Here is an 11045-nt window from a genome sequence, read left to right as displayed (position 1 = left end):
CGCGTCGGCGACGAACAGGACCCCGGTCAGGGTGCCCAGCACGTTTTCGACGGCGTTGAGCAGGGGTCTCAGAGAACGGCGAGCCGCCGGTGGTAGGTCCTCGTGGTGGTCCACAGCTTGTAGACCAGCAACGACTCGAAGGCCAGCAGCAGGACGCCGGAGACGATCGTCACCGCCACCAGCTGTCCGATCACCGGACCGACGATGAAGACGAACATCATGAACTCGATGCCGCTGAACACGTGGGCGCGGATCCGCTGCCGTAGCAGGAAGTTGCGGAAGCTCAGGAAACCCCGGAACCGGGCGCGGAAGTCACCGTGCACGTCGATCTTGGAGGCCTCCTCGTCGAGGGGAGCCTCGTCGTCGGTCTCCTCGGCGTACTCCATGGGCTTGCCGGCCGCCTCGGCCGCGGCCGTCAGGTTCTCCTTCATGGTCAGCTTGACCTTCTGCATCTGGAGCGCGTTCAGGTAACGGAACATGTCCAGGAAGATGACGGCCGTGGCCAGCCACAGCCAGTAGGTCTCACCGGTGTGGTTCCACTGCCCGCCGAACAGCGCCAGCGAGCAGGTCACCACCCGCAGCCGGTCGAAAACGTAGTCCAGCCAGCTCCCGAACAGCGACCCCGTCCCGTTCAGCCGGGCGATCTTGCCGTCCATGCAGTCCAGCACGAAGCCCAGGTGGAACAGCAGCGCGCCGGCCAGCAGCCACGGGTACTCCGCCTGCCAGAAACACGCCGCCGCGCCCAGGCCCAGCGCGAACGCGCCCAGACTCAGCAGGTTCGGCGTCACCCAGCGCCACGGGGCGACCAGCCACACCAGCCGGGACGCGAGCGGATCCACCAGCCAGACCGTCCACCAGGCGTCCCGGCGTTTGTAGGTGCGCTCACGGATCTCCGCGAGCGAGGGGCGCTGTGCCATCGCTGTATCTCCTCGACGTGTACAGCGCGGGGGCGGCGCGTGAACAACGCGTGCACTGGGGGTGGGACCCCCGCGCTGCGCGTATTGAACACCGCGGAGTCAACATCCGTCACCCCGTCGCGTCGAGCGAACACCGCCACGGCGGCCACGAAGGCCGAAACCCCCGCGAACGGCAGCCAGTCACTCACCTCACCCCCCCCCGTGCGCGCGGATCAACGGCAGCCCGATCCGGTACGCGACGAGCACCGCCCCGGCGGCCCCCACCGGGCTTCGGCGTACACGTGTCCCGGGGCGGGCGCCGGATCCGGCATCATTGCGGGCACTTCATCCAGGAGACCCGGTAGATCGTTTCCAGATTTCCGTCGGTCGAGTCCATCGTCATGAAACTCGTCGTGCCTTTCGGTGACGTTCCGGCATTCACCTTCAACTCGGTGTTCACGTTGAGATACCGTTTCTCGCCGCACGGCAGGTATGACATGGAACCGGCCTCCACGCGATCGCTGCGCTGCCAGTCCTCATCCATGAACCCCTTGAAGTCGTGCCGGATCCTCGTGGTGTGCCGCTCGCCCTGGAAGTAGTAGAAGGCGGTCTCGCTGGCGGTCGCGCCCTTCTCCAGCCGGGCGTACCCGCGGTAGTCGGCGCTGGCCACCGCGTACGTGAAGCCCTCCGGCACGTGCACGTTCAGCGACAGCTGACACTGCCGGCGGTAGTCGGTGGGTTTCGCCAGCGGCCCCACCTGGGCGATGAACTGGCTGTACGCCACGGTGAAAGCCTTGTTGTCGGGCGAGACGCTCACCTCGGCGGTGTTGTTCGGGCAGCCCGACCCGTTCGCCGAGACCACCTCGATGACCATGTTCTCGGCCGGCGGGGGAGCGCTGTGCCACCCGGCGCCGGGCGCGCCCAGGGACGAGAGGGCGATGGCCCCGGCGGTGATCGTGTTCAGCATCGTGTGCCTCCCGGAAAAGTTCCATGAATATGCGAGAAATAGGCGTAGGGGGCCGGAGAGAAACGTACTTACGGTCGTCCGGATAGCGCGATCGAAACGCCTGCCGGTGCGGCTCCGGGTTGTTTTATTGCCCATCCGGGCGCACCGCGCCCGGCCGTCCGGGCAGATTCTCGAAGAACCGGCGCGAGCAGAATCGATCAAATGCTAGGAGCGGGCGCGGGTCGACACGGGCGGCCGTCGGTGCGACGGTGTCCACATGACTGACATCGATGTGGCGGAAGAGAACAAGAGACGGTTCCTCGATGCCTTCGGCCGGTTCGCGGCCGGCGAGGTCGAGGTCCTCCGCGAGATCCTCCGCGAGGATTTCCGGTCACACACCCCGGGCGCTCCGGCCGGCCGGGACGCCTGGATCGAGTTCATCGTGAACTCGCCGATCGCCACCGCCCAGCTCGAACTCCAGCACGTCATCGCGGACCCCGAGTTCGTGGTGGCCCACTACCACCTGATCCCGGCCGAGGGCCCGACCGAGGCCGTCGTCGACATCTGGCGCTTCGAGGACGGCCTCATCGTCGAGCACTGGGACGTCAGCCGCCCGCTGTAGAAAACCGGTCGCGCCGGCTCCGGGCCCCGGGCTACCGTCGTCGCCATGTTCTTCGCGCCCGGTTCGCAGCTGCCCCTCGTGGCGGCTCCCGTGCGCCTTGATTCGCGAGTCTGACCCCTCCCTACCAGCAGCAGAACCCAGGGGAGGGGTGGCTGCACCGTGCGTGGTTCTGGCGCGTCCCGGCTGGCATCGGGGCCGCGCTCCACCTCCCGCCTCGCATCCAGTGAGGACTCGACATCATGGCCAAGAGCCAGTTCATCCGTACGAAGCCGCACCTCAACATCGGCACGATGGGTCACGTCGACCACGGCAAGACGACCCTGACCGCCGCGATCACGAAGGTTCTCGCCGACCGCGACCCGGCAACCAACCGGTACGTCGCGTTCGAGGGCATCGACAAGGCCCCGGAGGAGGCCGCCCGCGGCATCACCATCACCATCGCCCACGTCGAGTACGAGACGGCGTCCCGGCACTACGCCCACGTCGACATGCCCGGCCACGCCGACTACGTGAAGAACATGATCACCGGGGCGGCGCAGGTGGACGGCGCGATCCTGGTCGTCTCGGCGCAGGACGGGTCGATGCCGCAGGCCCGCGAGCACGTGCTGCTCGCCCAGCGGGTCGGGGTGCCGTACCTGGTCGTGGCGCTGAACAAGAGCGACACGGTCGACGACCCGGAGCTGCTCGACCTGGTCGAGCTGGAGGTCCGTGAGCTGCTGTCCGGCTACGGTTTCCCCGGCGACGAGGTGCCGGTGGTACGCGTCAGCGCGCTGAAGGCCCTCGACGGTGACCCGCGCTGGGTGGCGTCGATCGCCGAGCTGCTCGACGCGGTCGACACCTACGTGCCGGTCCCGCCGCGCGAGCTGGGCGAGCCGTTCCTGATGCCGATCGAGAACGTGCTCAGCATCAGCGGCCGGGGCACCGTGGTCACCGGCAAGGTGGAGCGCGGCGAGCTGCGCGCCGGCGAACCCGTCGAGGTGGTCGGCCTGGGCCCGACCGTCGCCAGCGTCGCCACCGGCCTGGAGACGTTCGGCAAGGTGCTGGAGTCGGCGCAGGCCGGCGACAACGCCGCCGTCCTGCTGCGTGGCGTCAAGCGCGAGCAGGTGCAGCGGGGCCAGGTCCTCGCCGCGCCGTCCAGCGTGCGCCCGCACCGGGTCTTCACGGCCCGGATGTACGCGCTGACCAGCGCCGAGGGCGGCCGGCACACGCCGTTCGCCGCGGACTACCGGCCGCAGTTCTACTTCCACACCACCGACGTGCCCGGTGGGATGGACCTCGGCGGCCGTGACCTGGTGATGCCGGGCGACACCCTGGACGAGGTGACGGTGACGCTCGGCAAGGCGATCGCGTGCGAGGCCGGCATGGGCTTCGCGGTCCGTGAGGGCAACCGCACGGTCGCCGCCGGCACGGTCATCGCCGTGCTCGACTGACCTGGCAGGCCCCGAACACCCGGCTGGCTCTCAGCGCTGACCCCGCCCGCCTGCCCGCCTGCCCGCCGGGCGGGCAGGCGGGCGCGCACAGCGCGCCTACGGTGTGCCCCGAGCACCGCTGTGACACTCGTGAGCGACCACGCGGGGCCCTGCGTGCGTGCCGAATCGCTCGGCCCCGTCTACCCGCCCGGGCAGGCGCCCACAGCGCACCAACGGTACGCTCCGGCGCTCCGGCGCTCCGGCGCTCCGGCGCTCCGGCGCTCCGGCGCTCCGGCACCCCGGCACCCCGGCGTCCGGTGGGCGGAGGGCCGGCGTGCGGGGCGATGTGTGCTCGGAGAACGTGACACCCGTAGTGGGTGTGACGACACCCGTTGCGGGTTTCACGTCTGCGGAACACCGATAGCCGAAAATCCGTGTCCCGTCTCCCCGGACGGGGATTCGTTCCTGCATGCGTTGCCAGCCGGTGATCGTGGTGGTGGTTGCGTGTGCTGGCCGGCCGGTGCCACACGCTGGAGTGGGTGCGTTCGTTTCTGAGTGAGCTGCGAACTTATGATCGTTGCGGTCGTCCCGCGTCTCGGCTGATCAGTGCCGCAAATGGCGGTCATGGATAATGCCAGCGGCTGTCGGCGGTTGCCGGAGGGTCATTGCCGCTGGCCGGCGCCTTCTCGCCGATCTCCCTCAGAAACGAACGCACCCGCTGGAGTCCAGGGACAGCGTCAGCGGTGGCCCTGCCGCCCTGCCGCCCGGCGTCCGGTGGGCGGAGGGCCGGCGTGCGGGGCGATGTGTGCTCGGAGAACGTGACACCCGGAGTGGGTGTGACGACACCCGTTGCGGGTGTCACGTCTGCGGAACGCAGATAGCCGAAATCCGTGTCCCGTCTCCCCGAACGGGGACTCGTCTCTGCATCCGCTGCCAGCCGGTGACCGTGGCGGTGGTTCCGTGCGACGGCCGGCCGATGCCGCACGCTGGAGTCCAGGGACACCATCAGCGGCGATTGCCGAGGAGCCACCGCGGCCGGCCGAGTCGCTTCGCCGGTCTTGCCCAGCGACGAGCACACCGTCCACGCAATACCGTCTCGTCTACATGCGCAAACACCACAACGGACGGATCTTCACCGGTCTTGGACCGCCGATCGCCTCCGCCATCGCCGATCGCCTCCGCCATCGCCGATCGCCTCCGCCATCGCCGATCGCCTCCGCCATCGCCGATCGCCGATCGCCGCCGCCGGTCATCGAATCCCTGATCCAGGTTCGGTTTCCGCTACCCGGCACCCGCGTCGTGAGGCCTGGCAAAGTAGGGCCGGACCGGACATGCGCTGGTGGCGAGTCTTTATTGATAGGCCAGCTATGTCAGCGCTGTTCCGCACCCCGCGAAACAGCGCCCGGAGCCAGCCGGTCATGTTCGGTTGGCTCCGGGCGCTGTTTCGCGGGCCGTGAGGCAGCGCCCCGGCCGGCCGTGTTCAGTTGGTTGTGGGGGGCTGTTTCGCGGGCCGTGAGGCAGCGCCCCGGCCGGTCGTGTTCAGCTGGTTGTGGGGGCTGTTTCGCTGGACGCGAGACAGCCCCCGAGCCGGCCGGTCAGCGCAGCGGCTGGAACCGGCGCAGGCGGAGGCTGTTGGCCACCACGAAGACCGACGAGAACGCCATCGCGGCGCCGGCGATCATCGGGTTGAGCAGGCCGGCCGCGGCCAGCGGCAGAGCCGCCACGTTGTACGCGAACGCCCAGAACAGATTGCTCTTGATGATCCGCAGCGTCCGCCGGGACAGCCGGATGGCGTCGACCGCGGCGGACAGATCGCCCCGCACCAGGGTCAGGTCCGACGCCTCGATCGCCACGTCCGCGCCGGTGCCCATGGCCAGGCCCAGATCGGCCTGCGCCAGGGCGGCCGCGTCGTTCACCCCGTCACCGGCCATCGCCACCACCCGGCCGTCGCCCTGCAGCCGCCGCACCACGTCGACCTTCCCGGCGGGCAGCACCCCGGCGATCACCTCGTCGATGCCGACCTCGGCGGCCACCGCCCGCGCCACGGTCTCGTTGTCGCCGGTCAGCAGCACCGGGGTGAGGCCCAGGCGGCGCAGGTCGGCGACGGCGGTGGCGCTGGTGGGCTTCACCGTGTCGGCGACGGCCAGCACACCCCGCGCCCTGCCGTCCCAGCCGGTGACGATCGCGGTGCGCCCGGCCGCTTCGGCTTCGGCGACCGCCTCCACGACGGAGGACGGGACCTCGAAACCCTCCCGCTCCAGGAGACTGATCCGCCCGGCCAGGACGTCATGATCGCCGACGGTTCCGCGTACGCCCAAGCCCTCGAAGCTGGTGAACCCACTCACCGGGAGGTGATCACGCACCTCGGCGGCTATCGCGTGAGCGATCGGGTGTTCCGAAGCGGCCTCGACGGAGGCCGTCAGGCGCAGCAGTTCCGGATCGTCCGGCAGTACGGCGACCAGCTTCATCACACCGGTGGTGACCGTCCCGGTCTTGTCCAGCACGATCGTGTCCACCCGGCGGGTCGACTCCAGCGCTTCCGGCCCCTTGATCAGGATGCCGAGCTGCGCGCCCCGGCCCGTGCCGACCAGCAGTGCAGTCGGGGTGGCCAGGCCCAGCGCGCACGGGCAGGCGATGATCAGCACGGCCACCGCGGCGGTGAACGCGGCGGTCCAGCCCGCGCCCGTCCCATACCACCAGCCGAGCGTCGCCACCGCCAGCGCGATCACGATCGGGACGAAGACGCCGGAGATGCGGTCGGCCAGCCGCTGCACCTCGGCCTTGCCGGCCTGTGCCTGCTCGACGAGCCGGGCCATCTGCGCCAGCTGGGTGTCGGCGCCGACCCGGGTGGCCCGCACCGTCAGCCGGCCGCCCGCGTTCACCGTGCCGCCGGTGACGTCGCCGCCCGGGCCGATCTCCACCGGGACGCTCTCGCCGGTCAGCAGCGACCGGTCCACCGCTGACGAGCCCTCCTCGACCACGCCGTCGGTGGCGATCTTCTCCCCGGGACGGACCACGAACAGGTCGCCGACGGCGAGCGTCTCGACCGGTACGCGGACCTCGCGCCCGTCGCGCAGCACGGCGACGTCCTTGGCGCCCAGTTCGAGCAGCGCCCGCAGCGCGTCACCGGCCCGCCGCTTCGACCGTGCCTCGAAGTACCGCCCGGCCAGGATGAACATGGTGACCCCGGCGGCCGCCTCCAGATAGATGGCGCCCGAACCGTCGGTGCGGTTGATGTTCAGGCTGAACGGGTGCGTCATGCCCGGCTCGCCGGCCGTGCCGAGGAACAGCGCCCACAGCGACCAGCCGAACGCCGCGATGGTCCCCAGCGAGACCAGGGTGTCCATGGTCGCGGCGCCGTGCCGCAGGTTGATCGCCGCCGCCCGGTGGAACGGCCAGCCGCCGTAGACGACGACCGGCGCGGCCAGGGTGAGTGACGCCCACTGCCAGTAGGTGAACTGCCACGCCGGAACCATGGCCAGCAGGATCACCGGCACGCTGAGCACGATGGAGACGATCAGCCTGGTCCGGAGCGGATCGGAGGCGACCGGCGCCTCCTCCACCTTCTCCGGGATTCTCGCGGTGTATCCGGTCTTCTCGACCGTGGCGATCAGGTCGGCCGTGGTGACGGCCGGGTCGGCAGTGACCGTCGCCTTCTCGGTGGCGTAGTTGACGGTCGCGGTCACCCCGTCCATCCGGTTGAGTTTCTTCTCGATCCGGGCCGCGCAGGACGCACAGGTCATCCCGCCGATTTCCAGCTCGATCAACTGGGGTGCGATCTGCAAGGTCATGACTACGGTCCTCAGTCGTGCGTGTGGCCGTCGGAGCCGTGCCCACCGGAGCTCGCCGACGCGGTCGGGGCGGGCGGCGGGGTGACGCCGGCCGTGGCGGCGGTGAACTCGGCGGTGCGCACCTTCCCAGCGTGCTGGAAGTCCAGGTAGAGACGGTAGACCCCGGGGGAGGGCACCTCGGCCTGGAACGCCAGCGCGTCCTCGCTCGCCGGATGAACGTGCAGGTAGGCGAGGTCGCCCTCGCGCAGCACCACGAGGTGCCCGAGCGCGCCCAGGTACGGTTCCAGGTCGGTGACCGGCCTGCCGTCGCGGCTGACCGTGAAGCCCAGCGCGCCGGTCCGCAGATCCCCGTCGAGGGTGACGGTGTAGCCGTCGACCTCGGCGGTCACCGCCGGCGCCGGCAACGCCACCGGCTGGTAGTCGCCCGGCGCCGGGACGTCGAAGCCGAGCGTCATCGCCTCCGGCGCCGTCGAGGGCTGGAAGTCGGCCAGCACCCGATACTGCCCGGGGGTATCCACGCGGAACGGGACCGACCAGGTGCCGTCCGTACCGAGCGCCGGATGCACATGCTGATATCCGGACATGTCACGACGGACCACGATCAGGTGCAGGTCCTTGTCGTGATTCTCGGTGTAGTCGGTCACCGGCTTCCCGTCCGGCCCCAGCACCTGGAAGGCGAGCGGCTGCTCGGCCCCCACGGCGAGCCGGGTGGTCGCCGGGCTCAGCCGGTAGCCGTCCTGCGCGATCTGCAACCCGCCGGGCATGTGGGCCGCCGCCGCGGTCTCCCCGGCGGGCGCGTGGCCCCCGGCGTGCGGCGGCGCGGCCTCCGGCTGCCGGTCCGGGCCGATGACGCGGCCCGCGCCGACCGCCGCCCCGAAGATCAGGACCAGCCCCATGGCGTACGCGGAAAGTCTCACCGCCGTTCTCATGAGGCTTCGCCCAGCTCGTATCCGGCCTCGTCGACCGCGGCGCGCACGGCCTCACGGTCGACCGGGGTCTCGGAGTCGACGGTGACCGTGCCGCCGGCCAGGTCGACCGTGACGCCGGTGACCCCCGGGATGCGGGACACCTCGGCGGTCACCGAGGTGACGCAGTGGCCGCAGGTCATGCCGGTGACGGGGTAGGTCGTGGTCTGCATGGTGGTTCCCTTCGCTCGGTGTCGGACCCCACCATACACATACCCGGTAGGGGTATCCAGTCGATGTAGCATGGGCGGCATGACCAACCCCGCCCCGACTCGCGGATACACGGCCACCAAGGACAATCTGCAAACGCGGCTGCGCCGGATCGAGGGCCAGGTGCGTGGCATCGAGCGGATGGTCGACGAGGATCGCTACTGCATCGACATCCTCACCCAGATCTCCGCCATCCAGGCCGCCCTCGACAAGGTGGCGCTCGGCCTGATGGACGGGCACGCCCGCCACTGCATGCACGAGGGCGCCAAGGAAGGCCGCGCCGACGAGATGGCCGCCGAGCTGATGGCCGCCGTCGGCCGCCTGATGAAACGAGGCTGACCAGCACCGGCGCGATCCGTCTGCGGCCCCTCGCGGTCGTGCGGCTTGTCTTTCGTACGCGACCGCGGGCCTCGCTGCTTTCGCGGCGGGCCGCCCGCCGGTGCTCCCGGCCGTCCCCGGCCGCCTCCTCCTGAGACCGGTCCGGCCGCCGGTTGGTGAGCCCGTCCCGCCGTCGGCTCGTGAGATCGGCCGTGGCTCAGGAGACCGGTCCGGCCGCGTGATGTGGGCCTCAACCGCTTGTCGTACGGATCCGGTAGGTCGAAGAGTGCTGATACCGGCCGGTAGCCAGCGGCCGCCGACGCGGAGACGGGGATTCGACATGACACAGCCGGCGCCACTGGTCCTCGTGTCGCCCGCCATGGGCATCGGGTCCCGGTACTACCGGCTGCTCGTCGAAGCGTTCGAAGCCGAGGGCTGGAGTGCCCGCGCCCTCAGCCGGCGCGGGTTCGAGCCGGGGGAGCGCCCGGCCGCCCGGGACAACGACTGGTCCTACGCCGACGAGATCCGCGACATGGCCGACGCCGTCGCCGCCGCCCGCGCCGAGTCGCCGGACCGGCCCGTCATCATCCTCGGCCACAGCCTGGGCGCCCAGCTCGCGGTCGGCCACCAGCTCAACCACGTCCCAGCGGACGCGGTGGTCACCGTGGGCGGCGCGCTGCCGTACCACCGGCACTATCCGTTCGGCGGCCTGCCGCTGGTGATCCAGGCCGGGGTGATCGTCCCGGCGCTCACCGGCCTGTTCGGCTACCTGCCCAAACCTGCCTTCGGCGGCCCCGGCGCCCGCACCCTGATGCGCGAGTGGGCCCGGATGGCGCTGACCGGCCGCACCCCGTTCCCGTCACCCGAGCCGGTCCGTACCCCGTCGCTGCTCGTGGCCCTGGAAGGCGACCGCCTCGCCCCGCCGTCGTCGGTCGAGGCCTTCGCCGCCACCATGTTCGACCGGCCGGCCACCACCGTCTGGCACTACCGCCACGCCGACGTCCCACCGGGCGGCAGCAACGACCACATCGCCTGGGCCCGCCGGCCCGGCCCGGTCGTCGACCGCATCGTCACCTGGTGGGCCACCGCCGGCCTGCGAACCGACGAAATCCTGGCCGGCGACTGACCCATCGCCTGCTTCGGCTGGTCGTCAGGGTTGCCTCGTGACGCTTGAGGCAGCGCCGACCCTGCTGGCTTTCAAGAAGGCTCGCTACCAGCGCATATCCGATCTGGTTCCGGCCGGCGGCCTCACCACGCGGGTGTCCGGTGGCCGAAACCGGACCTGGATTCAGGTTCCATGGCCCGCGACGCCGATCCAAGACAGGTGAAGACCCGTCCGCCGCGGCGTTTACGCATGTAGACGGCATTCCTTGAACGGCGCGCTCGTCCCTGAGGAAGATCGAATAAAAGCCTCGGCCGGCCGCGATGACTCCTCGGCGACCGCCGGTGGCCCCTGACACCGTCCATGAACGCCACCCGTGCGGCACCGACCATCCGGGGACACGCGACCACCGCGACGGTCACGGGTTCGCGGCTCACTCGGAAACGAACCCACCGCCCACCCGAGGCACCGCCCTTTCAAGATCGGCGGTTGCGGTGAGTGATTGCACCGGTGTCAGCGTGCTGGAATTGGATGAAGCGACACGCTGTCATTCCCGCACTCCTCCGCAAGGGATGAAGCGACACGCTGTCATTCCCGCATCTCTCCGCAAGGGGTAAAGCGGTCAAGCCGAGCGGCCGGCCGGGACCAAACCCCTCCGACGGGTCGTCGGTGATACCTCTGACCGTTTCTTCTCTGCCGCATCTCAATAGATTGGCATGATCCAGTTCTTGGCGGGTCTTACAGTTTCTTCTTCGGGCGCGGGACAATTTAGGTATGCGGCAGCTC

9 protein-coding genes are annotated in these 11045 nt (G+C 70.2%); 4 read left to right on the top strand and 5 right to left on the bottom strand.

Annotation, left to right across the window (positions count from 1 at the left end):
• Nucleotides 1–68 precede the first annotated feature (68 nt).
• A complete protein-coding gene (locus AB0I88_RS40310; protein WP_361037419.1) occupies nucleotides 69–917 on the bottom strand; it encodes a CDP-alcohol phosphatidyltransferase family protein in 849 nt (282 codons plus the stop codon).
• Between the two features lie 310 nt (nucleotides 918–1227).
• Nucleotides 1228–1863 carry a DUF4360 domain-containing protein gene (locus AB0I88_RS40305; protein WP_361037417.1) on the bottom strand — a complete coding sequence of 212 codons (636 nt, stop codon included), beginning with the start codon at nucleotides 1861–1863 and terminating at the stop codon, nucleotides 1228–1230.
• A gap of 256 nt (nucleotides 1864–2119) precedes the next feature.
• Between AB0I88_RS40305 and AB0I88_RS40300 the strand changes: the two genes are divergently transcribed.
• Nucleotides 2120–2464, top strand: a complete 345-nt coding sequence (locus AB0I88_RS40300; RefSeq protein ID WP_361037415.1) for a nuclear transport factor 2 family protein — start codon at nucleotides 2120–2122, stop codon at nucleotides 2462–2464.
• Between the two features lie 239 nt (nucleotides 2465–2703).
• A complete protein-coding gene (gene tuf, locus AB0I88_RS40295; protein ID WP_361037413.1) occupies nucleotides 2704–3894 on the top strand; it encodes an elongation factor Tu in 1191 nt (396 codons plus the stop codon).
• A 1574-nt stretch (nucleotides 3895–5468) separates the two neighbouring features.
• Here tuf and AB0I88_RS40290 read toward each other — a convergent pair.
• From AB0I88_RS40290 to AB0I88_RS40280, 3 genes are read right to left on the bottom strand one after another with little or no spacing between them, the layout of a single operon-like run.
• Nucleotides 5469–7664, bottom strand: a complete 2196-nt coding sequence (locus tag AB0I88_RS40290; RefSeq protein WP_361037411.1) for a heavy metal translocating P-type ATPase — start codon at nucleotides 7662–7664, stop codon at nucleotides 5469–5471.
• Between the two features lie 11 nt (nucleotides 7665–7675).
• Nucleotides 7676–8581 (bottom strand): hypothetical protein, encoded by a 906-nt coding sequence (locus tag AB0I88_RS40285; protein ID WP_361037409.1) that lies wholly within the window; start codon nucleotides 8579–8581, stop codon nucleotides 7676–7678.
• A gap of 8 nt (nucleotides 8582–8589) precedes the next feature.
• Nucleotides 8590–8802 carry a cation transporter gene (locus AB0I88_RS40280; protein WP_361037407.1) on the bottom strand — a complete coding sequence of 71 codons (213 nt, stop codon included), beginning with the start codon at nucleotides 8800–8802 and terminating at the stop codon, nucleotides 8590–8592.
• A gap of 79 nt (nucleotides 8803–8881) precedes the next feature.
• Between AB0I88_RS40280 and AB0I88_RS40275 the strand changes: the two genes are divergently transcribed.
• Nucleotides 8882–9178, top strand: a complete 297-nt coding sequence (locus AB0I88_RS40275; RefSeq protein WP_361037405.1) for a metal-sensitive transcriptional regulator — start codon at nucleotides 8882–8884, stop codon at nucleotides 9176–9178.
• 319 nt (nucleotides 9179–9497) lie between these two features.
• Nucleotides 9498–10283, top strand: a complete 786-nt coding sequence (locus AB0I88_RS40270) for an alpha/beta fold hydrolase (protein WP_361037403.1) — start codon at nucleotides 9498–9500, stop codon at nucleotides 10281–10283.
• Nucleotides 10284–11045 lie beyond the last annotated feature (762 nt).

The organism is Actinoplanes sp. NPDC049802, from assembly GCF_040656595.1.
Lineage (GTDB): Bacteria > Actinomycetota > Actinomycetes > Mycobacteriales > Micromonosporaceae > Actinoplanes.
Note: the sequence above shows the minus strand (reverse complement) of the source record. Positions and strands in the feature narration are given on the sequence as shown.

What these genes read in the sequence shown, in the direction of transcription:
- AB0I88_RS40310 (WP_361037419.1), bottom strand. Translation starts at nt 917, where the DNA reads ATGGCACAGCGCCCCTCGCTCGCGGAGATCCGTGAGCGCACCTACAAA.
- AB0I88_RS40305 (WP_361037417.1), bottom strand. Translation starts at nt 1,863, where the DNA reads ATGCTGAACACGATCACCGCCGGGGCCATCGCCCTCTCGTCCCTGGGC.
- AB0I88_RS40300 (WP_361037415.1), top strand. Translation starts at nt 2,120, where the DNA reads ATGACTGACATCGATGTGGCGGAAGAGAACAAGAGACGGTTCCTCGAT.
- tuf (WP_361037413.1), top strand. Translation starts at nt 2,704, where the DNA reads ATGGCCAAGAGCCAGTTCATCCGTACGAAGCCGCACCTCAACATCGGC.
- AB0I88_RS40290 (WP_361037411.1), bottom strand. Translation starts at nt 7,664, where the DNA reads ATGACCTTGCAGATCGCACCCCAGTTGATCGAGCTGGAAATCGGCGGG.
- AB0I88_RS40280 (WP_361037407.1), bottom strand. Translation starts at nt 8,802, where the DNA reads ATGCAGACCACGACCTACCCCGTCACCGGCATGACCTGCGGCCACTGC.
- AB0I88_RS40275 (WP_361037405.1), top strand. Translation starts at nt 8,882, where the DNA reads ATGACCAACCCCGCCCCGACTCGCGGATACACGGCCACCAAGGACAAT.
- AB0I88_RS40270 (WP_361037403.1), top strand. Translation starts at nt 9,498, where the DNA reads ATGACACAGCCGGCGCCACTGGTCCTCGTGTCGCCCGCCATGGGCATC.